The sequence below is a fragment of the Arenibacterium sp. CAU 1754 genome (assembly GCF_054482635.1).
This window is the reverse complement of sequence record NZ_JBTLRG010000002.1, coordinates 182,864-207,063: the sequence shown is the minus strand read 5'-3', so window position 1 is coordinate 207,063 and position 24,200 is coordinate 182,864. Positions and strand designations below refer to the sequence as shown.

Annotated in this window: 20 protein-coding genes; 12 read left to right on the top strand and 8 right to left on the bottom strand. The window is 62.2% G+C overall.

Translation table 11 applies throughout. The features are described from left to right. Position 1: 1 nt before the first annotated feature. The 3 genes from ACXYMO_RS07610 to ACXYMO_RS07600 all read left to right on the top strand — a co-directional run bounded on the left by ACXYMO_RS07610 (position 2) and on the right by ACXYMO_RS07600 (position 2,385). Positions 2 to 577 carry a sigma-70 family RNA polymerase sigma factor gene (locus ACXYMO_RS07610; RefSeq protein WP_458878093.1) on the top strand — a complete coding sequence of 192 codons (576 nt, stop codon included), beginning with the start codon at positions 2 to 4 and terminating at the stop codon, positions 575 to 577. Positions 578 to 585: 8 nt separating this feature from the next. Beyond that, positions 586 to 1,233 (top strand): ChrR family anti-sigma-E factor, encoded by a 648-nt coding sequence (locus ACXYMO_RS07605; RefSeq protein WP_458878092.1) that lies wholly within the window; start codon positions 586 to 588, stop codon positions 1,231 to 1,233. A gap of 81 nt (positions 1,234 to 1,314) precedes the next feature. Continuing rightward, positions 1,315 to 2,385 (top strand): bifunctional transcriptional activator/DNA repair enzyme AdaA, encoded by a 1,071-nt coding sequence (locus ACXYMO_RS07600; RefSeq protein WP_458879062.1) that lies wholly within the window; start codon positions 1,315 to 1,317, stop codon positions 2,383 to 2,385. Here the strand turns inward: ACXYMO_RS07600 and ACXYMO_RS07595 are convergent. Further along, a complete protein-coding gene (locus ACXYMO_RS07595; RefSeq protein ID WP_458878091.1) occupies positions 2,382 to 3,620 on the bottom strand; it encodes a DNA recombination protein RmuC in 1,239 nt (412 codons plus the stop codon). The genes ACXYMO_RS07600 and ACXYMO_RS07595 overlap by 4 nt on opposite strands. Beyond that, positions 3,617 to 5,464 carry a DNA mismatch repair endonuclease MutL gene (mutL, locus tag ACXYMO_RS07590; protein WP_458878090.1) on the bottom strand — a complete coding sequence of 616 codons (1,848 nt, stop codon included), beginning with the start codon at positions 5,462 to 5,464 and terminating at the stop codon, positions 3,617 to 3,619. Before mutL ends, ACXYMO_RS07595 begins: the two co-directional genes overlap by 4 nt. Positions 5,465 to 5,564: 100 nt before the next feature. On the opposite strand from mutL, the gene ACXYMO_RS07585 reads away from it, so the two are divergent. Beyond that, positions 5,565 to 9,149, top strand: a complete 3,585-nt coding sequence (locus ACXYMO_RS07585; RefSeq protein WP_458878089.1) for a hydantoinase B/oxoprolinase family protein — start codon at positions 5,565 to 5,567, stop codon at positions 9,147 to 9,149. A 247-nt stretch (positions 9,150 to 9,396) separates the two neighbouring features. Here the strand turns inward: ACXYMO_RS07585 and ACXYMO_RS07580 are convergent, their stop codons facing one another. Continuing rightward, positions 9,397 to 10,284 carry a diaminopimelate epimerase gene (locus ACXYMO_RS07580; RefSeq protein ID WP_458878088.1) on the bottom strand — a complete coding sequence of 296 codons (888 nt, stop codon included), beginning with the start codon at positions 10,282 to 10,284 and terminating at the stop codon, positions 9,397 to 9,399. A 428-nt stretch (positions 10,285 to 10,712) separates the two neighbouring features. On the opposite strand from ACXYMO_RS07580, the gene ACXYMO_RS07575 reads away from it, so the two are divergent. From ACXYMO_RS07575 to ACXYMO_RS07540, 8 genes are all read left to right on the top strand, one after another. Further along, positions 10,713 to 10,943 carry a hypothetical protein gene (locus ACXYMO_RS07575; protein ID WP_458878087.1) on the top strand — a complete coding sequence of 77 codons (231 nt, stop codon included), beginning with the start codon at positions 10,713 to 10,715 and terminating at the stop codon, positions 10,941 to 10,943. A gap of 4 nt (positions 10,944 to 10,947) precedes the next feature. After that, positions 10,948 to 12,303: a DUF3326 domain-containing protein gene (locus ACXYMO_RS07570; protein ID WP_458878086.1), complete on the top strand. Its 1,356-nt coding sequence runs from the start codon at positions 10,948 to 10,950 to the stop codon at positions 12,301 to 12,303. A 149-nt stretch (positions 12,304 to 12,452) separates the two neighbouring features. Then, entirely contained in the window at positions 12,453 to 13,091 is a 639-nt protein-coding gene (locus ACXYMO_RS07565) for a GNAT family protein (protein WP_458878085.1), read from the top strand. Positions 13,092 to 13,130: 39 nt separating this feature from the next. Further along, positions 13,131 to 14,948: a CocE/NonD family hydrolase gene (locus ACXYMO_RS07560; RefSeq protein ID WP_458878084.1), complete on the top strand. Its 1,818-nt coding sequence runs from the start codon at positions 13,131 to 13,133 to the stop codon at positions 14,946 to 14,948. Then, positions 14,945 to 16,297, top strand: coding sequence for an MFS transporter (locus tag ACXYMO_RS07555; RefSeq protein ID WP_458878083.1), 1,353 nt, complete (start codon positions 14,945 to 14,947; stop codon positions 16,295 to 16,297). The genes ACXYMO_RS07560 and ACXYMO_RS07555 overlap by 4 nt, the downstream gene beginning before the upstream one ends. After that, the gene (locus ACXYMO_RS07550; RefSeq protein ID WP_458878082.1) at positions 16,297 to 17,673 is read left to right on the top strand and encodes a hypothetical protein; all 1,377 of its coding nucleotides are present in this window, start codon (positions 16,297 to 16,299) and stop codon (positions 17,671 to 17,673) included. Before ACXYMO_RS07555 ends, ACXYMO_RS07550 begins: the two co-directional genes overlap by 1 nt. A 200-nt stretch (positions 17,674 to 17,873) precedes the next feature. After that, complete coding sequence (locus ACXYMO_RS07545) at positions 17,874 to 18,101, top strand: hydantoinase B/oxoprolinase family protein (RefSeq protein ID WP_458878080.1); 228 nt, start codon at positions 17,874 to 17,876, stop codon at positions 18,099 to 18,101. After that, positions 18,080 to 18,634 carry a T6SS immunity protein Tdi1 domain-containing protein gene (locus ACXYMO_RS07540; RefSeq protein ID WP_458878079.1) on the top strand — a complete coding sequence of 185 codons (555 nt, stop codon included), beginning with the start codon at positions 18,080 to 18,082 and terminating at the stop codon, positions 18,632 to 18,634. Before ACXYMO_RS07545 ends, ACXYMO_RS07540 begins: the two co-directional genes overlap by 22 nt. A 96-nt stretch (positions 18,635 to 18,730) precedes the next feature. On the opposite strand, the gene ACXYMO_RS07535 is transcribed toward ACXYMO_RS07540, so the two are convergent. From ACXYMO_RS07535 to ACXYMO_RS07515, 5 genes are all read right to left on the bottom strand, one after another. Continuing rightward, a complete protein-coding gene (locus ACXYMO_RS07535; protein ID WP_458878078.1) occupies positions 18,731 to 20,083 on the bottom strand; it encodes an aminotransferase class III-fold pyridoxal phosphate-dependent enzyme in 1,353 nt (450 codons plus the stop codon). A gap of 77 nt (positions 20,084 to 20,160) precedes the next feature. Further along, positions 20,161 to 21,090, bottom strand: coding sequence for a metal ABC transporter permease (locus tag ACXYMO_RS07530; protein WP_458878077.1), 930 nt, complete (start codon positions 21,088 to 21,090; stop codon positions 20,161 to 20,163). Continuing rightward, complete coding sequence (locus tag ACXYMO_RS07525; protein WP_458878076.1) at positions 21,087 to 22,292, bottom strand: metal ABC transporter permease; 1,206 nt, start codon at positions 22,290 to 22,292, stop codon at positions 21,087 to 21,089. The genes ACXYMO_RS07530 and ACXYMO_RS07525 overlap by 4 nt, the downstream gene beginning before the upstream one ends. Before the next feature lie 4 nt (positions 22,293 to 22,296). Then, positions 22,297 to 23,100 carry a metal ABC transporter ATP-binding protein gene (locus ACXYMO_RS07520; protein ID WP_458878075.1) on the bottom strand — a complete coding sequence of 268 codons (804 nt, stop codon included), beginning with the start codon at positions 23,098 to 23,100 and terminating at the stop codon, positions 22,297 to 22,299. Positions 23,101 to 23,103: 3 nt separating this feature from the next. After that, positions 23,104 to 24,060, bottom strand: a complete 957-nt coding sequence (locus ACXYMO_RS07515) for a metal ABC transporter solute-binding protein, Zn/Mn family (RefSeq protein WP_458878074.1) — start codon at positions 24,058 to 24,060, stop codon at positions 23,104 to 23,106. Between the last annotated feature and the right edge of the window lie 140 nt (positions 24,061 to 24,200).

Below are 24,200 nucleotides of genomic sequence, written 5' to 3'. Positions count from 1 at the left end.
GGTGAGCAGTACGGATAACAAGCGCACAGCATCCTCATCCGCAGAGGACGCAGCACAATGGATCCATGTGATCGCCCGCGTCCGCGATCATCAGGACAAAGCCGCCTTTGCGGAGCTGTTTCGCCACTTTGCCCCGCGGGTCAAAGCGTTCCTGATGAAATCGGGGGCCGATGCCGCCCTCGCCGAGGAATGTGCACAGGACGTGATGGCGACGCTGTGGCGCAAGGCGCATCTGTTTGATCCGGCCCGCGCATCGGCCGCAACGTGGATCTTTACCATCGCGCGAAACCGCCGCATCGACATGCTGCGCAAACAACGCCGCCCCGAACCCGAGGATTTGACCTGGGGCCCCGAGGCGGAACCAGATCAGGAAGACGTCCTGACACTGCAACAAGAAAGCAACAAATTGAGACAGGCCCTGGCCGACCTGCCGGACACGCAGAGAAAGCTGATCGAACGGGCCTATTTCGGAGATCTGAGCCACAGCGAAATCGCCGCCGAAACCGGCCTGCCGCTTGGTACAATCAAATCTCGGATCAGACTGGCGCTGGAACGCCTGCGCCACGCAATGAAGTGAACATGATAATGACGGATAAAATCAAACACCACCTCGGCGACGACATCCTGCTGGCGTATTCGGCAGGCACCCTGCCCGAGGCCTTCAGCCTGATGGTCGCCACGCATATCTCGCTCTGCGATACCTGCCGTGCACAGCTTGAAACGTTCGACTCGGTTGGCGGCGCAATGCTGGAAGAGGACGCTGTCGCGCTGGATGAAGACAGTCTTGAGGCCACGTTTGCAGCGATTGCTGCGGACCATCCCGATGAGGCGCGAAAACCCCGCGCCAGTTGTGGTGTCTTGCCGGCACCATTGCAGGATTACGTCGGTGGCGACCTCAGCGCCGTGAAATGGCGCCCTGTTGGCATGGGGGTGAAACAGGCGATCCTGCCCACGGCAAAAGGTGCCACCGCGCGGTTGCTTTACATTCCGGCCGGCGCGGCCGTGCCCGATCATGGACACAGCGGGACCGAGTTGACCATGGTCCTGCAAGGCGCGTTTTCTGACGAAATCGACAGTTTTGCCCGCGGCGACGTGGAAACCGCGGATGAGGATGTGAACCACACCCCGGTGGCAGACATCAGTGAGGATTGCATCTGTCTGGCAGTCACCGACGCGCCGCTGAAATTCAACAGCCTGATCCCGCGTCTGGTCCAGCCCTTGCTGCGCATCTGACGCGCGACACGCGAAAAACGTGAATCGACGCCCGAAAACCGGCGACAGGCCTGGGTGCGTTTACGTTAAGCTGGGGCCATGATGATGTTTGCCCTGCCTGACCACGAAACACTTTATGACGCATTGGTGCGCCGCGATCCCGATTGGGACGGGCGCGCCTTTGTCGGCGTCACCTCGACCGGGATATTCTGCCGCCTGACCTGCCCGGCCCGAAACCCCAAACCCGAGAATTGCCGGTTCTATGACTCGGTCGCGGCTTGCCTCGATGCCGGGTTTCGCGCTTGCAAACGGTGCCATCCGATGACACCGCAGGCGCAGGCCGATCCATCCGTGCAATCCCTGTTGGCCGCGCTGCATGCAGACCCGTCTCGCCGCTGGCGCGAACAGGATGTTGCTGCCCTTGGGCATGACCCCTCGACCGTGCGCCGCGCCTTCAAACGGCAGTTCGGGTGCACCTTTCTGGACATGGCGCGCCGTCTGCGCATGCAGGCGGGGTTGGACACCCTGTCGTCCGGCGGGAGGGTGATCGATGCCCAGCTTGAGGCCGGGTTCGACTCCCCCAGCGCGTTCCGCGACGCCTTTGCCCGCCACCTGGGGCTAGCGCCCGGGGCGTTTTCCAAATCGGGCCTGCTGCTCGCCGATTGGATCGACACGCCCTTGGGCGCGATGATCGCGGTCAGCGACGATCGCCATTTGCACCTGCTTGAATTCCTGGATCGCAAGGCCCTGCCGGGCGAGTTGCGCAAACTGCACCGGATGGTGCGCGGCGATATCGGATTTGGTCGCCCGGCCCCCACAGAACAGACCGCGCAACAGCTGAGGGAATTCTTCGCAGGCGCGCGGCGGGAGTTTTCGGTGCCTCTGGCCCTGCACGGCAGCGCCTTTGCGCAATCCGTCTGGCGCGCGCTGCAAACCATCCCGGCGGGACAGACCCGCAGCTACAGTCAGATCGCCGAACAGATCGGCCGCCCGGACGCGGTGCGTGCCGTCGCCCGCGCGAATGGTGCCAACCAGATCGCCATCCTGATCCCCTGTCACCGGGTCATCGGCGCCGACGGATCGCTGACCGGGTATGGCGGCGGGCTGTGGCGCAAACAAAAGCTGATCGAGATCGAAACCCAATACGCCCGCAGCGAAGCGCACGTGCCTTAACGGTCGGATTTGCCCAATGGCACCACGTTGGCGGGTACGTCCGGCGACAGTTCCTCAAAATCGAAATTGTCGAGCCGGTCCGCCCGTTTGCCCGCCCGTTCAGAGGCCACAAGGATACCCGACACGTCGTCATTGGCCTGCCGCAAATGGGTTTCCAGCTTACCCGCCCGTTCACCGATGATCTCGACATCGCGGTGAAGTTGCTTCAGCGCCTTGCGGATTTCGCCCGCCTGTTCGCGCATCCGCGCATCTTTCAGGATGGCGCGCATGGTGTTCAGCGTGGCCATGCAGGTGGTCGGCGACACGATCCAGACCCGCGCGGCGAACCCTTCGCGCACGACCTCGGGCAGGCGCGCGTGCAATTCCGCGTAAACCGCCTCGGACGGAAGGAACATCAGGGCCCCGTCGGCCGTTTCACCCTCGATCAGGTATTTCTCGGAAATCGCCTTGATATGCGCGCGCACCGCCACCTTGAGCCCGCCCAGCGCACGGGTTGCGGTCTCTTTCGTGTCGGCGGCGACCAGCGCCTCATAGGCCTCAAGCGGAAACTTGGCATCGATCACGATGGGGCCCGGCGGGTTGGGCAGGTGGATCAGGCAATCGGCCCGTTTCCCGTTCGACAGGGTGACCTGCCAGGCATAGGCATCGGCCGGCAGGGCCTTGGACACAATATCCTGCAACTGGATTTCGCCGAACGCGCCGCGCGTCTGCTTGTTGCTCAGGATGTCCTGAAGGCTCAGAACATCGCCGCTCAGCTTGGTAATGTTGTCCTGCGCCTTGTCGATGGTGGCCAGACGTTCCTGCAATTGCGTCAGCGAGGTCGCCGTCTGTTTGGACGATCCATGCAGGGTTTCCTTCATCCGTTCCTGCATGTCCGACAGGGCGCGCGCCGATTTCATCGCGTTGTCCGCCAACCGGTCGTTCATCTGCTGTTGCACGGCGCCAAGGCGCGCCTCCATCGTCTGGATTACCTGCGTTTGGGCGTTGGCCTGCGTGTCCGACACGGTCTGCAACCCGCCGCGCAACTGTTCCTGGCCCATGCCCAGTTGCATCACGTTGTTGCCCAGCGACGAAATCTGCTGCGCCAGCGGGGCAGCCAGCCGTGCCGACCGTCCTGCCGCGCGGACAGCAAGGATCAGCAGGACCAGCACCAACAGCACGATTGCCCCGCCCGCCAGCGCGGCAATCACCAGCGGGTCGTCAAATGCATATACCTGTCCGCCGATTTCGATCATGTGCGCCCGAACAACCGCTCGATATCCGACAGCTTCAGCTCAACATAGGTGGGTCGCCCATGGTTGCACTGGCCGGAATGCGGGGTTGCCTCCATCTCGCGCAAGAGCGCGTTCATTTCCTCGGCGCGCATCCGGCGGCCAGACCGGACCGAGCCGTGACAGGCCACCCGGCTCAGGATCGCCTCGATCCGGGCCTGAACGGTTTGCGAACTGCCCAGATCGGCCAGTTCGTCCAGGATGTCCCGGACCATCGCCTCGGCGTTGACTTCGCCCAGAACGGCGGGGGTTTCACGCACCGCGATGGCGCCGCCGCCAAACGCCTCGATGCTCAGCCCCAGTTGCGACAGTTCGTCGGCAATTTCCAACAGACGGGCGCAATCGCCTTCAGACATCTCGATGATTTCCGGGATCAAAAGCGCCTGCGCCGCGACCCCGTTTTCTGCCATCTGCGCCTTCAGTTTTTCATAGACCAGCCGTTCATGCGCGGCGTGCTGATCGACAATCACCATGCCGGTTTCGGTCTGGGCGATAATGTAATTTTCGTGCACCTGACCGCGTGCCGCGCCCAATGGCAGCGCCTCGGCCGGCGTGTCATCCGCAGCAACCGGGGCGGGTTCGACCACCCTGGCGCTGTATGCCGCACTCAGGTCGGCAAAACCGGGTGCCGGCGCCTGAGCGGCATATGACCCGGTGCGCGCGCCGCGCAAGGGGCGATCCATCTGGTACACCCGTGCACCCGTAGGTTCGGGCGTCATCGCGCCCAGTGTCGCCGTCGCCACGGTGGTCGAGGCGCGATGCCCCGCCTCGGCCAGCGCATGACGCAGCCCCGACACGATCAGCCCACGGGCGATGCCCGGATCGCGAAAGCGGACCTCGGATTTGGCGGGGTGCACGTTCACATCCACAAGGGTCGGGTCGCAATCGATGAAAAGCGCCGCCGCCGGATGACGGTCACGGCTGAGGTAATCGAAATAGGCCGCGCGTAATGCGCCCGACAGGGTCTTGTCCCGCACCGGACGGCCGTTGACGAACAGGTATTGAGCGACCGCCGCACCGCGCGAATAGGTTGGCAGGGCCGCATAGCCGAACATGCGCAGCCCGTCGCGGGTGGCGTCGATCCTGAGCGCGTTTTCGGCAAATTCGCGCCCCAGAATGCGGGCCAACCGCCCGTGCAAGGCATCGAACATATCGCCGGTTTCCGCATCGGCCCGGAACACGGTGCGCCCCTCACCACCTCCTGAAACATCGTTCAGCACGAACGAGATCGCCGGTTCGGCCATGGCCAGACGTTTGATCACGTCGGTGATCGCCTGGGATTCCGACCGGTCGGTGCGCATGAATTTCAAACGCGCAGGCGTGGCGTAAAACAGATCGCGCAATTCCACCACCGTGCCGCCGCGCAGGGCGGCCGGTTTGACGGGCCCCATGGCCCCGCCCGAGACGCTGATGGTCGCTGCATCCTCGCCCGGGGCACGGCTGGTGATGGTCAGCCGTCCCACCGCGCCGAGCGACGGCAAGGCCTCGCCCCGGAACCCGAAGGTATGGATGTTCAGCAGGTCCGACCCGTCGATTTTCGACGTCGCATGGCGTGACAGGGCCAGCGGCAGATCATCCGGCGCGATGCCGCACCCGTCGTCTGTGACCCGGATCAGGGTCTTGCCCCCGTCGGCCACGTCCACGGTGATGCGCGTCGCCCCCGCATCGACCGCGTTTTCGACCAGCTCCTTGACCGCCGAGCCGGGCCGTTCGACAACCTCACCGGCCGCGATCCGGTTGATCGCAGCATCATCCAGTTGACGGATGACGGGGCGTTTATCGCTGATATTGGGGTTCTCATGCGCCATGCCCCAATACCTAGCATGTTCGCGTTTGATTCTTCCAGCCTTCGCGTTGACAATCCGGGGCGGGGCCGCATTGTCACATCACGCGATGGCGGAGGCAGAGATGAGCGGACAATGGGAGTTCTGGATTGACCGGGGCGGCACGTTTACGGACGTGGTGGCCCGCAAACCCGACGGGACACTGAGCACCCACAAACTGCTCTCCGAAAACCCTGAACGATACCAAGACGCCGCCGTGCAGGGCATCCGCGAGATGATGGGCGTTTCGGGCGCCTTTCCCGACAAGGCCATCGGCGCGGTCAAGATGGGCACAACGGTGGCCACCAATGCCCTGCTTGAGCGCAAGGGCGAGCCGGTCCTGCTGATGATCACCAAGGGGTTTCGCGATCTTTTGCTGATCGGATACCAGACGCGCCCGGCCCTGTTCGATCTGCACATACGCCGGCCCGACCTGTTGTATTCGGACGTTGCCGAGATGGACGAACGGCTGGACGCCGACGGCAATGTCGTACGCCCGCTGGATCAAGAGGGCGCGCGCGGCGCGCTGCAATCGGCCTATGACGCGGGGCTGCGCGCAGTGGCCATTGCCGGGCTGCACGCCTATCTGAACCCGGCCCACGAACAGGCGGTTGCCGACATGGCGCGCGACATCGGGTTCACCCAGATTTCCACCAGCCATGCGGTCTCGAAACTGGCCAAGCTGGTCGGGCGGGGCGACACGACGGTGGTGGATGCGTACCTGTCGCCGATCCTGCGCCGCTATGTCGATCAGGTTGCCGGGGCGCTGGACATGGGCCGCGCCTGTGATCGGCTTTTGTTCATGCAATCCAGCGGCGGGCTGACCGACGCCCGGCTGTTTCAGGGCAAGGATGCGATCCTGTCCGGTCCGGCGGGCGGGATTGTCGGGATGGTGAAAACGGCGCAAACCGCCGGGTTCGACCGGCTGATCGGGTTTGACATGGGCGGGACATCGACCGACGTCAGCCACTATGCCGGCACCTATGAACGCAGCTTTGAAACCGAGGTCGCAGGCGTGCGCATGCGTGCCCCGATGATGGACATTCACACGGTTGCCGCCGGGGGCGGATCGATCTGCCGGTTCGATCAGGGCCGGTTTCAGGTCGGCCCCGAAAGCGCGGGCGCAGATCCCGGGCCGGCCTGTTACCGCCGGGGCGGACCGCTGACCGTCACCGATTGCAACGTCATGCTGGGCAAGCTGAACCCAGATCACTTTCCCCATGTATTCGGCCCCGGCGGCGATGAGCCGCTGGACCTGGAAGCCGTGCGCAACGGGTTTGCCGTCCTTGCCACACAGGTGGCCAAGGACACCGGCGAACCAACCCGCAGCCCCGAGGATATGGCCACAGGGTTCCTGCAGATCGCCGTGGACAACATGGCAAACGCCATCAAGAAGATCAGCGTTCAGCGCGGCCATGACGTGACCGGATACACCCTGCAATGCTTTGGCGGGGCGGGCGGGCAACATGCCTGTCTTGTGGCCGACGCCCTGGGCATGTCGCGCGTGTTCATCCACCCCCACGCCGGGGTGCTGTCGGCCTATGGCATGGGTCTGGCCGAAATCCGTGCCCTGCGCGAGGTTCAGGTCGATGCGCCCCTGGCTGACATCGAAACCGCCGCCGCCGCGCTGGACGCGATCCAATCCGAGGCCGAGACCGAGGTCCGCGATCAGGGCGCCGCGCAAATCCGCACCGAACAGCGCGCGCACCTGCGCTATGACGGATCGCATCAGGCGCTTGAGGTGCCGTTTGGCGACACCGACCAGATGCGCGCCAGTTTTGAGGACGCGCATAAAACGCGCTTTGGCTTTGTCTCGCCCGAACGGGATATCCTGTTTGACATGGTCGCCGCCGAGGCGATTGGCGACACGGGCGAGGCGCCCATCGCCACCCCGTTCGGACCGAATGCGGACCCCATTGCCGAAATCCCGATGTATTGCGGCGGCGCGTGGGGCAATGTGCCCCTGTTTGACCGCACGGCCCTGCCCCAATCCGCCCGTATCCCTGGCCCCGCCGTCATCACCGAACCAACCGGCACAAACGTGGTTGAACCGGGGTGGGCCGCGCATCTGGACGCGATGGGCAACCTGATCCTGGAACGCACCGAGGCGAAACAGCACGCACGTGCCGCAGGCACCCATGCGGACCCTGTTCTGCTTGAGGTCATGGGCAACCTGTTCATGTCCGTGGCCGATCAGATGGGGGCGACACTGGCCAACACGTCATGGTCGGTGAACATCAAGGAGCGGCTGGATTTCTCATGCGCCATCTTTGACGCGCGAGGCGATCTGGTGGCCAATGCGCCCCATGTTCCGGTGCATCTGGGGTCAATGTCCGACAGCATCAAAACCGTGATGCGCGAAAACGCGGGCGACATTCACGACGGCGACGCCTTCATGCTGAATTCGCCCTATAACGGCGGCACCCACCTGCCCGATGTGACCGTGGTCACGCCTGTGTTCGCACATGGTAAACCAGTGTTCTGGCTGGGATCGCGCGGGCACCATGCCGACATCGGCGGGCGCACCCCCGGCAGCGCCCCGCCTGACAGCACCCATATCGAGGACGAAGGCGTTCTGATTGACAACATCCGCCTTGTGGCGCGCGGGCAGTTCCAACAGGAGACCGCCGAACAGGTCCTGTCATCGGGCCGCTACCCCTGCCGAAACATCCCGCAGAACCTCGCCGATCTCAAGGCGCAGGTCGCTGCGAACGAAACCGGGCGGCAAGGGTTGCTGAAGGTCGCCGAACATTACCAGCTGGACGTGGTCACCGCCTATATGGGCCATGTTCAGGACAATGCCGAGGAAAGCGTGCGCCGCGTTCTGGGCACCCTGCCCGGCGGCTCGTATGATTACGAAATGGACCACGGCGCGCATATCCGCGTGTCCGTCACCGTCGATCAGGACAACCGCGAGGCGGTGATCGATTTCACCGGCACCGCGCCCCAGCATTCGGGCAATTACAATGCGCCGTTCAGCATCTGCCGGGCTGTGGTCCTCTATGTGTTCCGCACCCTGGTGGGCACGAATATTCCGCTGAACGAAGGCTGCCTGCACCCGCTGAAAATCATCGCACCTGTGGGCACAATGCTGAACCCAACCTACCCCGCCGCCGTGATCGCCGGGAATACCGAGGTGTCTCAGGCCGTGTGCAACGCATTGTATGGAGCGTTGGGATTCATCGCCGGATCACAGGCCACGATGAACAATTTCGTCTGGGGCAATGAGGAATTTCAGAACTACGAAACCATCGCCGGGGGCACGGGGGCTGGCCCCGGATTCAACGGCTGTGACGCAGTGCAAAGCCACATGACCAACACCCGCATGACCGACCCCGAGATACTGGAAAAACGCTTTCCTGTCCGGCTGGAGGAGTTCGGCATTCGCCCCGGATCGGGCGGCGCGGGCCAGTGGCATGGTGGCAACGGCGCCCTGCGCCGGTTGCGGTTCCTGACCCCGGTCACGGTCACGACGCTCTGTTCCCACCGCCGCGTGCCGCCCTTTGGGGTCGACGGTGGCGCGCCCGGGGCCGTGGGGCTGAACTGGGCCGAACTGCCCGACGGGACGCGGGTGGACCTGCACGGCAACGACGAAATCGACCTGCCCGCAGGCGCGGTTTTCGGGCTGGCCACGCCGGGTGGCGGGGGATGGGGTTCGGGTTCTAGTTAAATTTCGAACATGTCCGCTGTGCGGCCCGAAGCTGCCATCTGCCAGCACCATTGGAACCGCGCTGCAGCTTTCGCATTCCTGCCGTTCGTTCATTGCGCAGCAATCAAGCCAAGGCGATGGGCGCTCGGTAGGATCAAGCGCATCTCGTTGGGCCACAACCGGATATTTGAGTCCATCGGGCAGTAGCCTGCACAGCAATGCACAGGCATGGGCGCCTCAGGTCGTCGGGTCAGGATAGACTCGCCGGCTATGCGAGAATGAACTGCAGCAACCTCTGGATGTCGCGCTTGGGGTCGAAGACATCTATTTCGAAGTCTTGCGTCGCAGCGACATTTATCTCTGCCGCGGCCAGCTGCCAGTTCTTTCCGTGTGGGTCGGTCGAGACCAGGTGCAGGCCACCTGGGGATTCGATCTTGAAATCCGTCTTCGAACGGTCACGCTCGAAGACAAGCGAGGCCGCGGCGACGGCACCCGAACCACACGCTTGGGTCATGCGCTTCACCCCTCTTTCGAAGGTCCGAATCTTCGCATACTGAGACGCGGATGACAGGATCATCGTGACGTTGACGCCACCTTCATGCTTGATAAGTGATGCCAGTTGCCGCGCCAGTTGCTCGAACTGCACCTGATCAAGGTTCTGCAGATCCGACCCAATCGGACTCGACACGACAAGGTGTGGCTCGCCGGCGATCCGGTATCCCTCATATATCACGCCAAACGCCTCGATCGCCTGTTGCGCCGCTGCGGTCAGTTCGGCGTCCCGGATTTCGACGGCGCCGATCATTGCCGAAACATAACCCTCTTCGGAGCGCGCGCCATATTTGATACCGTGCAGCGTCTCGATTGACAGGGTCGTCTCTTGGCGTCCGGTCCGGCGCATTTGATCGGAAAGGACATTAAGTACAAACAGGAAGCCGTCGCCGCAGAAATCCGCCTCTCTCCTGTCGGCCCCGATCACCCTTAGGGAAGCGCAAGCTTCTTCCGAGTGCTGTATTGCAAGCAAATCGTCTATTAAGCCAGTTGCACAGAGCTTTTCCGAGACCTCCGCGAGATCCGTGGAACTCACATGCTCTTCGCCTCGCAAATCAAGCAGAAGCAGGCGATTGCCGTTCACATCCCCAACATAAGAAAGCATCTTCTACCGCCCTGAACCCCTATCTGCCCCGTTGACTTTACGAAATTTCGTCATCTGAATGAACGTTATCTTGGCGCATTCAGATGAACCGGCTTTGCACCAAGCGATCCGAATTCGTCGTGAACGGTCAAGTGCTTTCTTCCTCCGAGCGAAATGTTTGCCTGCGGGCATCCCGGGTTGGATGTCACGATGAAGGGCGCCCTCGTCGCACCGGGTCTACAGCCTCTGCTCGGCGTTCATGCGGTTTGGGCCAGGGATACAGCGGAAGGGCGTTTCCCTCGGATTAGAACCGCAGGCCCGCCCCAAGGTTGATTTGTATCAATGCCCTACGGTTCGCTGCGACCCAGAGTGGGCCCCGAAACATGGCGATTCCATGAGGCCTTACGGGTCGGTAGATGACAGAAAACACAACAACAACATGCGAGAACGTGGCGCCCCTTCCCGGGACGCCCGCGTTCCTGTTCGACGAAAAGACCCACACGGCCGATGCCGAAACGGCGCGCGGCGTGCTTGCACCGTCTGGCGGGCGGTTCTGCCATGCCATGAAGGCCTGTGCGTTCGGCCGCGCGCGGGAAAAGCTTTCCAGCATCGTCGATGGCTTCCGCGAACTGGTCAAAATCCACCGCCACGAAGATTTCAAAGCCCGATGTGGAGTATGAGCAAATGAAGATTCATGAAGCGGAACTGACCATCCCCCCGATCTGCCACTCCGCCGATCCCCTCGCCGCTGCAACCGATCTGGTATCAAGGGAGCTCGGGGCCGAGCAGTTGCCGATCCGCTTTGTAATCAACCGGTCCGACGAAACATCTTGCCATTGCGAGATCGGGCTGATCGACGAGGCTACGCCGCAGGAGCGAAACAAGCTCGGCTCGATCTTCGACTATCGCCAGCGCGGGCCTGAAAACACCGCCGAATTCAACGTGGCCTTCCTCGTACCAACCGGTATCGGGTCCGAGATCGGCGGACATGCCGGCGATGCGACCCCGGCCGCGCGTCTCGTGGCCGCGCTCGCGGACCGGGTGATCCTGCATCCGAACGTTGTGAACGCTTCCGATGTCAACGAGATGCCCGACAACGCGCTTTATGTCGAAGGCAGTGTATTGACCCGGCTATTCATGGGCACGGCGGGCTTGCAGTTGGTGCGCGCGAACCGGGTTTTGACGGTCATGGACAATCACACTGATAGCGAGCTCCGCGATCAGACGATCAACACGGTGAACTCTGCGCGGGCGGTTTACGGGCTCTCGGGCGACGAAACCATTCTCCTGGATCCGCCAATCGAGCTTTTCGCGAACTATGCGGAATCCGGACGCGCCTCGGGCCAGGTGGGTGAGCTGGATCACATGCTGGCTCAACTCGAAAAGCGAAAAGGCAGCTATGACGCCATCGCCTTCGCCACCGTGATCCAGCTGCCCTTGCAGCTCGAAAGCGAGTATTTCGCAAGCCATGGTGAAATAGTGAACCCTTGGGGCGGCGCCGAGGCAATCTTTACCCACGCAATCTCGGGGCTTTTCGGTGTTCCCACGGCGCATGCGCCGATCTCCGCAAGCAGAGAAGAGGCGTTCATACCCTTGGGCGAGGTGGACCCCCGGATGGCTGCCGAGGCCATATCGCTGACGTTTTTCCAATGTGTTCTCAAAGGGCTGCAACGAAGCCCACGGATCGTCGAGCCGACGGAGAACGGCTGGCCAGCGGGCAGCATCAGCGCCGAAGATCTTTCGTGCCTTGTGATCCCGGACAAATGCGTTGGCCTTCCAACGCTCGCGGCGCTCAAGCAGGGCATCCCGGTGATCGCCGTCCGCGAAAACGGCAACATCCTCGACAACGACTTGACCCGGCTGCCTTGGGCGCCGGGGCAGTTCTTCCTCGTCGACAATTACTGGGAAGCCGTGGGTGTCTTGGCCGCCCTGAAAGAAGGAATTGATCCCCGGTCCGCGCGCCGGCCCCTGAAAGGTACGGACTGGCAGGTCTGCGAGGAAGCCGAGAACGCACCGTCGAAACTGGTTGAAGCAGAGTAATGCGCGTCGTGCATGATATGTGCCGCCCAGTGCGCATCGGCTCGGAGTTCCTGCCTGACGGCCAGTTCTGTTTGCCGCTCGCGCCTCTGCGGCATAGCCGTGCGGAACCGGCATCCATCTCTTTCGTGAAATAGAAGGTAGTCACAAAAATGATCAGTCCGGAAAGATTTGGCGATAAGCGTAATCTGGCGATGGGTATTCTCGAGCGCGTCAGCGCGCAACTCACGGCGCTGCTTGGCGTCGAGACGCGCATGGAACTGGTCAGCGAGGTCGATGACAACCTGCTTGCGCGCATGCAGGAAATCGAGGAGGAAATCTTCCGCATCGAGGACAATGTCTACACCGAGAGCGACCTGCTGGAGTGTCTCGCAATGGAAGATGCGCTGCTGCTCGCGCTGACCATCGATGGAAATGTGGAGGGGTATCTGTTCGGCTACGCCGACGAGCCCGGCAACCCGGTCGTGGAAGGCAGCGACTACTTTGTCGACTCGGCTGTCATCTCCTTGGCTTACGAGGCCAAGGGCATCGGCGGCCGACTTTCGCTGCCAGTGCTCTTCCTGATCCACCTGTTGGGTTACAAGGTGGCCGGTTTGACGACGGAAGAGCAGGACAAGAGCGGGCGCAAACTGGCGGACTTTTACCGGAAATTGGGCTTCGTCGATGCGCCCGTCAACAGGGAAGGGGATGTCGGTATCGGTCTTACGATTGAGCTAACGCCGAGGGCGCTGAAACAGATCGCGGATCGGCTGCCGCACACGGATTACCTTGTGGATGCGCTGGATACTTGATCTGACACTGGCCGCCGTCAGTACCCGATGGTTGCCCGAATGCCTTTTCACGTACAAAGCGACAGGAGTTTCGAGAAAAAAATGACCGTGCCTGTCCCATCTTCTTCCGATCATCTTCTGACCAGCCAGGTCGTCACTGCCGACGACGGCACCGAACTTGTCGGTGATCTCTATATTCCCGCCGGCAAGCCCCCGTTTCCGGCCATTCTGCAGATCACGCCTTACAATGCCCGATCGCTTGCCGGGCTCGGACGCATCTACGCGCTACGCGGCTATCTTTTCCTGGCACTGGATTGTCGCGGCCGCTACCGTTCGACCGGCGATTGGGAACCGTTCGCGCATGATCAGGAGGATGGCCATGCGGCTATCGCGTGGCTGGCCCAGCATCCCTTGTCCAACGGACGCGTGGGCACGCGTGGCCATTCCTACAGCGGTTACAACCAACTGCTGGCGGCGATCGACGCGCCCGAAGCGTTGCAGGCGATGGTCGTCGCGGCGGCCCCAGGTGATCCTTTCGTGAATGTCCCGTTTGTCGGCGGTGCCTACGATATCGGCGACCTGACCTCGCTGCTTGAGATGGCGGGGCGTGTCTGCCGTGACGAGCAACCCGAGGAGGAGTTCGGCGTAAGGCGTTTCGGCGCGGATAGCAGCTGTGTCGATCCCTACGGAGTCGATACCACTTCAACACCCGCAGACGACACCGACGACGACTGGCAGGTCCTGGATGCAATACGCACGACGCAGCCATTCGAGGAGATCGATCGCCGCCTTGGCATTTTCCAGCCGCAGTTTCGCGAGTGGATTCGCCATTGGCGGCTCGATGACTACTGGCGCGCACGCTCGGTCGGTGAGCGTATCGACCGTATCAAGGCTCCGGCGCTCTTCATCTCCGGCTGGTGGGACAGCAATGGCTGCGGTGCGACCGCTTTCTTTGACGGCTTGCGCAAGGCCGGCCAAAAGAGGTTGCGACTACTCATGGGGCCCTGGACTCATGCGCTGCGGGCGCCGGATTGCAGCGGTCTGCCCGAGGCCGATGCACAGCCGATCGAACGCGCAGCCGGACGCGATGAACTCAACGACGAATTTGCGTGGTTCGATACCCATCTGCGCGATCTTCCTCCCGGTCCGGCGACATCGGCGCGGACGACACTTTTTGTCACGGGTCTGAACCGCTGGTTCGATTTCGACGACTGGCCGCCAAGCCAGACGCGTGAAGCGGCCTTTTATCTTCATGGCGAGAGCGCTCTTGGACCTGAGGAGCCGCACGCTGCGGAGGATTCGAGCGTCTACCGTTTCGATCCCTCCGACCCGACGCCGTTCGGTCCGCGGTCGTATCGAGGTGAGCCTTACCCGTTTGACAATGCGGCACTGGCCGAGGGGCGCAGCGACATTCTCGTTTTTGAGACGGCCCCGCTGGAATCGCCTTTGGCGCTTGTCGGCGAGGTGTCAGCCCTGCTTTATGCAGAGGCCGACGTCGCCGATTTCGATCTCTGCGTGAAGCTGCTCGACCGGTATCCCGACGGGCGCGCCATCGTGCTGTGCGACGGCGTGCTGCGTGCGCGTTTCCGCGACGGCTGGGATAAGCCAACACCGGTCGAGCCCGGTCAGGTAAATGCCTGCAGGATTGATCTTTGGCATCTGGGCCATGTGATGCGCCCCGGCCATGCATTGCGTGTTGAGGTCGCCTCGGGCGCGCTCGGCCGGATCGATATCAACCCCTGCACGGGTCGCGATCTGGCCGGTGACACCGACAGGCAGCCAGCGAAAATCCGGCTGCATCACTCACAAGCCTATCCCTCGCAACTGTTGCTTCCTGTCTGCGACGATCCGCGGTTGGTTGACGAGGCACCGGCATGACGTTCAACGAAAGTCTCTGGCCCGATCCGCAGGAGCGCAAGCTGCTCGGCCGTTTCTACATGGCCGAGAGCATCAGCGAGATCCTGAATGTCATCTTCCCGTTCCGCTTCGTTTATCTCTTTGTGGTCATGGAGCAGCCGGAGTGGGCCGTCATTCCCCTGATGGTGGAGATGGCGACGGTACTGGTCATGGAGATCCCCACAGGTGTCGTGGCAGATCGCTGGGGACGCAAAATGTCGGTCATCAGCGGCGGACTGGTGTCGGCGCTCGGCTGGGGTCTGATCCCGCTGGCGGTCTCGGCAACAGGGAGCGATCAACTCCTCTTTACCAGCCTTTGCTTTTTCCTCAGCGGTTTCGGCCAGACTCTGGTCTCGGGTGCCCAGCAGGCCTGGGTCGTCGACAATCTGGCCAGTGCGGGCCGTCGCGATCTCGTCGACCGCTTTTTCGCACGTATGCGCTCCTTTGCCTCGCTCGGCGGGGTCATGGCCGGCAGCATCGCGCTGCTGATTCTTTTCAGCACCGAGGTGACGCAAGCCGTGCTGGACTGGCTCTGGTACCTGGCTGCGTTCGGGCTCTTGCTGGCGATCGCCTTGGCCGCGACCATCCCCGAAACGCGGCCGCAGAAGTCGGACGATGAACTGCAACCGCCGGGTGTCTGGCAGCAGACGATTGCCGGTTTTCGCGGCATCGGTCGAAAGCGCCCGCTGCTGATGTTGGCGATCGCCATCGTGATCGCGACTTTCTCGGGGTCCGTTGCCGACGAAGCATTCGACATCGCGCTGATTACGCGCGGCCTGGATGCGCGTGCGCTGGCACCGCTGGGCATTCTCGATGACCTGATCGGCATGGTCGCGCCTCTGATCGGTGTGGTCCTCGCGCGGCGTTTTGGTGCCACGCGTTTGCTTGCCGTGTTCCTGATCATTCCGGCGCTCGCTGTTCTGGTCTTTTTCCTGCAGCCTGGGCTCTGGGTTGTCGTGCTGCTGTTTCTCTTCCTGGTCTTTTTCGACGCAGTCTGGGATCCGGTCGCCGATGCGCAATTGCATGACATGATTCCCTCTTCGCAACGTGCCACCATCGGCTCCATCGTCAACCAGGCGAGCGGTGTCGCAATGGTGACAGGGATCGGACTCTTTGCACTGGTGCTTGGAGACCGCAGCGAGGCACTGCAGGCTGCGACGCCCGACCTGATCGCTGCATTCTCCGGCGGCGTCTCGACGCACGTCGATCTGCCGACCGGACTGTTCGGCCTTCCGATTCCGGACTTGGCAATCCTGCTGTTCGTGCTGGCCGGACTTGGCGCCTTGCCATTCCTGATGGTCGGGCGGACGAAACCCCAGGGAGGCACCTGATGAAGCTGCGCGAATCCAGCCGGATCGAGACCACTGTCTCGGAAGAAGATACTCCCCAACGCCGGCGGTTGTTGAAGGTCAAGCAAGAGATCAACCGCACGCTCACCCGCGACAATCCCGAAGAGCGCGTGGACTGGCTGATCGCCGAGGAGCCTTTCGAGTTGCCCGACAGCGCTATCGACAAGATGCGCAGGGCCGGACCGGCGTTGAAGCGATTTTTCGAGGTGGCCAACAGGCTGTTCCTGCGCGAACCCTGGATACAGCGTCGGCTCGAGAAGCGTATCACGCCAATCTATGCCTTGCTGAACCGCGCTCAACCCGACGCACTGCCGCTGATGCCGCGCCCTGACGTGGTGTTCGACCGTGACTGGAATCCGAAATTCGTCGAATTGGAGATCACTGTCTGCGCGCGCTATGACACCGCCGCCATGGCCGAGCAGTACGGCCTGGACGGTGAAAACGGCCTGATCCGCAACTATGCCGAGGTCTTCAAACGCCGATGGCCGGGAAAGACGCTGGCGCTGCTGACGGCGCCGCATCCCGTCTGGTGGTACATCATCGACGAGGCCGTACCGATTGCAGCCCGTTTGCAGCGTGAGGGGATTGATGCCCTCGCGATCGGCGGTGAGGAACTTGCCAGCCTGCATTTCGACGGTGAGCGGCTACTGCTGCGCCAATCCGACGGCAATGAGAAACAGATTCACGTCTTCGACCGTTTCATCGACATCTACGAAATTGCCGAGCTGACGCATCCCGGCATGGCGCCGCTGCTCGATGCCTATCTCGCCGGCGCCGTTGAATCGATCAATACCTGCAAGCAGTCTCTCGATGAAAAGGAGTGGATGTGCCTGTTCTGGGAACCGAACCTCCGTACGACCTGGAGGCAGGAACTCGGTGAAGCGCACGACACACTGCTGCGCGAGATGCTGCCGCGTACGTGGCGCGCTGAACCCGGCGCTGCCATCGAGCTGGAATCCGGCAGGAAGGTACCGATAGAACAGCTCGGATCCTTGCCGGCCGAGGAACGCGCCTTCGTCCTGAAGGAGAGCGGCACCTCCTCGACATCGTCTGGCGCGCAGTCACTCAGCATTCTTTCGGAGCTTGACGCTAAGGCAGCGCAAGCCGCGCTGGAGGGCGTGCTTGCGAACTACGCCGCATCACCTTTTATCCTGCAAGAGATAATCGAGTCGCCGCGCATCAGCTTCACTGCACTCAATACCAGAGACGGCGACAAGCTCGTGACACAGCATGGCGCGCGCATGAAGCTCAGCGTCTTTTATGTCGACGGCAAGATGACAAATATCAAGTTCATCGCAAGCAACGGCGACTTCGCGGTCAACTGGAGCGATTGCGTAGAGGGAATGGTGCGCTATTGAGACTGTGATTGGAGCAATGAATCTCTAAACGCCGAGACCGCATCGACAATTGTCGTCCGGGGACCGCCCGTCGGGTTTATGCCATCGGCCACCTGAACGCTGACGTCTTCAGGGACCTTGCTGATATCCATCGCATCTACCGACCTGAACATGGCGGTGGCGCGGGCCAGTGGCATGGCGGCAACGGCGCCCTGCGCCGGTTGCGGTTCCTGACCCCGGTCACGGTCACGACGCTGTGTTCACACCCACGCGTCCCGCCCTTTGGGGTCGACGGCGGCGCACCGGGGGCGGTGGGCCTGAACTGGGCCGAACTGCCCGACGGGACGCGGGTAGATCTGCAAGGCAACGACGAAATCGACCTGCCCGCAGGCGCGGTTTTCGGGCTGGCCACACCGGGCGGCGGGGGATGGGGCTCAGGTTCCGGTTAAATTGCCAACATGTCCGCTTTGCGGACAAACCCGACCTTGAGACCAAACGCGATCTCTGCGATATTCGTTGCATCACAGATGAGATGAATATCGCTTTGGATTTGTTGGGCAGAATTAACGAGCATTGGGGCTGGACAGGTCTAAAGGGCATCGAAATCGTTGGGCGTAACGAATTCGGCAATTTCATAATTTTAGGCGAAGATCGGGCCTACTGGCGAATTTGCCCTGAAGAGTTGACTTGTGAAATCGTAGCTGGAAATCAGTCAGACTACCTTCAACTTATTGAAACTAAAGGCTTTCAGATAGATTGGAATATGACCAACCTAGTCGAACTCGCTCGCAAGCATTTGGGTAGTTTGAAAAAAGGCTGGGTATACTACCTTGTCGTTCCGGCTATTTTTGGCGGTCGCTATGATGAGACCAATATACGTTCCGTTCCACTTGAAGAATTGGTCGGTCATTCTGGGGACTGGGCATCAGCGATCAAGGACTTGCCCGATGGGGCTCAAATTGAATTGCGTGTCATTGATTGAAATTCGACAGTCACTTCGGGCTCAAAGCGGTCGTTTGATCCAAGCACCCAAGCAAACCTAGCAGTGCATGGGCAATACGCCCACACACGCACTCGCTCAGACCGCCTTCAGCCCGGCCTCAAGCGAGGACAGGACCGTTTCGACCTCGGCCTCGGTAATGACCAGCGGGGGGGACATGGCGATGTTGTTGCCGATCAGGCGGACCATCGTGCCGGATTGATACATCGCGCTGTGCACCCGCTTCATCGACTCGGCATCCAGCGGCGTGCGGGTGGATTTGTCCGACACCAGTTCGACACCCGTCATCAACCCGTGCCCGCCCCGCACATCGCCGATCAGGTCGTATTTTCCGGCCAGCTTCCCGACCCCGTCGAACAATTGTGCTCCACGCTCGGCCGCGTTGGTTTTCGTGTCCAGACGCAGGGTTTCGGACAGGCAGGCCACAACCGCCGCGGCCCCGACCGGATGGGCCGAATAGGTATAGCCGTGATAGATCGCACCGTCGTCGGGGTCGGAAGTCTCGAACACCTCGGCGACTTTTTCACTGAACAGGGCCGCACCGACCGGGAAATATCCTGACGTGATCCCCTTGGCCGTGCTCATCATGTCGGGCTGAACGCCCCAGTGGCGTGCGCCGGACCAGTCGCCCGTGCGGCCAAACCCGGTGATCACCTCGTCCGAAATCATCAGAATGCCGTGCCGGTCACAGATTTCGCGCATCAGCGGCATGAAGGTTTCATGCGGGACGATCACGCCGCCCGCGCCCTGGATCGGCTCCATGATAAAGGCGGCGATCGTTTTGGGCCCCTGAAACTGGATCTCGTCCTCCATCGCGGCGGCGATGTTCTGGGCCAGTTTCGCCGGATCATCTTCGCAATATGGGTTGCGATAGGCATAGGGGCTGGGAAGGTGGAAACACCCGGCCAAAAGCGGCTCATACGCGGTGCGGAACCGGTTGTTCCCGTTGACCGAGGCGCCGCCGAAATGCGTGCCGTGATAGCCTTTTTTCAGGCTCAGGAACTTGGTGCGGGTGGGTTCGCCGCGCAGGCGGTGATACTGGCGCGCCAGACGCAGGCAGGTTTCAACCGCGTCCGACCCGCCCGAGGTAAAGAACACCCGCGCCATGCCGTCGGGTTCAAAGAAGTCCCGCACAAGATAGGACGCCTCGATCGCGGTGGGGTTGCTGGTGCCGAAAAACGCCGAGTAATAGGGCAGGTCCTGCAACTGTCGGGCAATCGCCTCTTTCACCACGTCGTTGGAATAGCCCAGGTTCACGCACCACAGCCCACCGACCGCATCGATGGTCGTGTGACCGTCGATATCCTCGATACTGGATCCGCTGGCCTTGGTGATGATCTTGGGCGCATGGGCCTGTGCCTGACCGGGGTGCCCCATCGGGTGCCACAGGTGACGGGCGTTATTCTCGCGCAGAAAATTGTCGTCTTTCATGGGGGACCTCCAGCGATATCAGGTGACTCCACTTGGACATGATTCCCCGGTTGCCGCAAGGCTTGCCGTCGCGAATGTCAGCCGTCCTGCGGTGCGCCGCCGCGGGTCCGGCAGGGGCCGAACATGGCGGCCAGCGCGAGGATAACGCCCGACATGGTGGCGATCATGCCCGCCGCGCTGACCGCATCCTGCCCGCCCAGCCAAAGCGGGCCATAGCCTGCCAGGACATAGCCCGAGACCGCTGCCAGAATGGCGAACAGAACGCTCCACATCACCTGATGTTCCAGCCGGTTGGTCATCAGCCGCGCGGCCGCAGGCGGGCATATGAACATCGCGATCACGATGATCGACCCAACCGCATCAAAGGCCGCTACGGCCGCAATCGCCGCTGCGATCACCAGCGCAAGGCCCAGTGCCCCGGTGCGAATCCCGAGGGTCTGGGCAAACCCTTCGTCAAAGGTGGAAAGTTTCAGGGGACGCCAGAACAGCAGGACAAAACCCGCAACCGCGACCAGCGTCAGCGCCATCCGGGGCAGCTCGACCGGCAGGCCCCGCAGCGCCTCGATATCAAACAGCGAGGCCCATCCGGTTGCGTCCAGCCAGATCAGGCTTTCCAGGTTGCCGAACAACGCATGTTCCACGTCCAGATGCACGGCTGAGGTGTCCGATTGTTCCAGCAACAGAACCCCGCCGGCAAACATGGTGGTGAACACCACGCCCATGGCGGCCCCCGGTTCGATCCTGCCCAGACGGCGGATCGCCTCGATCAGGATCACCGACAGAACCGCCGCCCCCGCCGCGCCCAGCATCATCGGCCAGGCGGCAATCACGCCAGACAGCAGAAAGGCAACGACGATCCCAGGCAGGACAACATGGCTGATCGCATCGCCAATCAGCGCCTGACGCCGCAGAACAAGGAAATTCCCTGGCAGCGCACAGGCCACGGCTGCAAAGATCCCGATCAGCAGCGGCGGTAGGGACAGGGGGACGAATTCAGCGCCGCTCATACCGTCACCCCTTGTGGGCCACCGATCTGACGGTCGATCTCCGCAATCTGGTCCGGCGTCAGAACGGTTTCGATATCGCGCAATCCATCGTACATCGCTGCAGCGGCCTCTTGCGTCTGATCTGCGCGCACGATTGCCCAACGTCTTTCGTCGCGCAGGGCCTTGGCCGCACGGGCGCGGCCCGCATCCGTTGACACCCCGTCGGCGCGGGCCAGACCGGCCTGGCGCAACAGGCGCAATGTCAGCTTTTCGTAAATCGGCTGACCTTGGGCGAGGGCCAGCAACCCCTGGCGCAGATGCACCCGTCGCTGAAACCTGTTGTGCCGCAACACGGCGGCCAGAACGCCGCGATTGGGGGCAAGAAGCAGCGAAACGACAAACAGGGCGAAACTGACCAGCACGATGATCGGCCCCGTTGGCAGGTTCGGCGCCGAGGCCGAAATCGCCGCGCCGACATAACCTGACACGCCGCCCATCGCCCCGGCCAGTAGGACAACCCGGTCCGATTGTTCGCTCCAGAACCGAGCGGCGACAGGGGGTATGATCAGCAGGGCCACGATCAGGATCAGCCCGACGATTTTCAGGCCCACCACAGTCACGGCCATCACCAGCCCCATCATCGCCAGATCGATCCGATCCACCGGCATACCCTGCGCGGCGGCATATTCCCGATCAAACGCCACCAAGGTCATCGGGCGGCGCAACAGCACGATCAACGCCAAGGTCAGCGCCCCGCCCACCGCGATCACCATCGCGTCGCTCCAAAGCATCCCGGCGGTCGATCCCAACAGGAACCCTTCCAACCCGGCCTGACGGCCCGATCCCATCGTCTGGATCACCGTCAGCAGCACGATGCCGAACCCGAAGAAGACCGACAGAACCGCCCCGATGGCCGCGTCCTCGGCCAGCCGCGTGCGCCTTGTCAGCCAGTTCAGGCACAACAGCCCGGCCCAGGCCGACAGGGCCGACCCGGCCAGCAGCCCGATCAGGCTGCGCCCATCGCCCCCCAGCGCGACCATGACAATGAAGGCAAGGCCGACCCCCGGGAGAGTGGCGTGCGAAATCGCATCGCTGACCAACGCGCGTTTGCGCAAAAACAGGAAAGTGCCCGTTGCCCCGGCGGAAATGCCCAAAAGGGAGGCCCCGACGGCAACCAGCGTGGCGTTGTATCCAAGTTGCAAAAGCAGCGCATCGCCCAGCATGGGATTACGCCGGGGTCAGGGCCAACTGGTCGACCTGACCAATCGCCAGGCGCCCGCCATAGGTCGCTTGCAGGGTCTCGGCGTTGAACACATCGCGCACGCTGCCTTCGGCCACCTTGCGCGTGTTAATCAGGAACACGTTGTCGAAATAATCCGGCACCGTGGCCAGATCGTGATGCACGGCGACCACGGTTTTGCCCGCGTCCTTCAGCGATTTCAGAACAGTGATTATCGCCTTTTCCGTCGCCGCATCGACCCCGGCAAAAGGTTCGTCTAGCAGATAGAGATCGGGCTCTTGGGCCAGCGCGCGGGCGAGGAACACGCGTTGTTGCTGGCCACCCGACAACTGGCCGATCTGACGGTCCGCGAAATCGCCCATCCCGACGCGATCAAGGCAGGCGCGCGCCTGTTTCATGTGCTCGGCACGGACCCGGCCCAGCAGGCCCAACCTGCGATACTGGCCCATCAGAACCACGTCGATCACGCGGGTCGGAAAATCCCAGTCGATGCTGGCGCGCTGTGGCACATAGGCGATGCGCTGACGCTGTGATTTCAGCGGGCGGCCAAACGCCTGGACCTGTCCCGACAGTGGTTTCACGATGCCCAACGCCGCCTTGAGCAGCGTGGATTTACCTGCACCGTTGGGACCAATGATCGCGGTCATCTTGCCCGGCTCGACCGTCATGTCGACCGAGAAAACGGCCGGTTTTTCACCGTAGGACACCGTCAGGCCACGAATGGCCAGCGGGCTGTCCGCGATCCCTGTGTCGTCGGGCACCTGCCCGTTGGATGCTGCCAGTTCAAGCATGGTTTATGACCCCGCTTTCAATTTTTCGTCCATGCCGCGCGCCGGAACATCTGCCCCCAGCGCCGCCGCAATGACCGTGACGTTGTGATCGATCATGCCGACATAGGTACCTTCATAAGTGCCTTCCGGCCCCATCGCGTCGCTGTAAAGCTCACCCCCGATGCGCACCTCATGCCCCTTGGCGGCGGCCCCCTCGATCAGGGCGCGAATGTTGCGATCCGAGACCGAGCTTTCGACGAACACCGCGCTGATCCGGCGGTCGACCAGCAGATCGACCATTTCGCTGATCCGGTTCAGCCCGGCCTCGGATTCGGTCGAAATGCCTTGAATCCCCAAAACCTCAAGCCCATAGGCCGCGCCGAAGTAACCGAACGCATCATGTGCGGTCAGCAGGACGCGGCGATCCTGCGGTATCTGGCCCATGGCGGTTTCGGCATAGGCGGCCAACCTGTCCAGATCATCCAGATGACGGGCGGCATTGGCGGCAAAGGTTTCCGCGTGCTCCGGGCGGGTCGCGCTCAGCGCGGTCAGCACCGCCGTGACCACCTGTTTCCACAAGATCGGTGTCATCCACACATGCGGGTCGAACTTGTCGGCGTAATTGTCATGACTGCGCAGCACGCTGCGCCGCAGCGTTTCGGCCACGGCCACCACGTTGCGTTTGCGCCCCAGATCGTGAAAGAAATCTTCCATCTGCGCTTCAAGGTACAGACCGTGCCGCAGGACCAGATCGGCCCGCGTCATTGCAACGATATCCGTGCGCGTCTGCCGGTAAGCATGCGGATCTACCCCAGGCCCCATCAGTGCGCGCACCTCGACTAGATCGCCGCCCACCTGCCGCGCCGCATCGGCGATCATCCCGGTGGTGGCGACAACCCTGAGCGGCGCCTGTGCGCGCAGCGCGGGCGCTGACAGCGTCAGCGCCGATAGTCCAAGTAGAAAGCTGCGTCGGGTCGTCATGAAAACTGTGTTCCCACCATTGTTACCTATTGAATGTGAGAGTCATTCGCAAAAAGTCAATGAGATTGCGAATTATTCGCAATAAGAATCGCCAGTTTGGCAAATTTCCTTGTCCGCTGCCTGAAAAAGCGGCGTTTGCT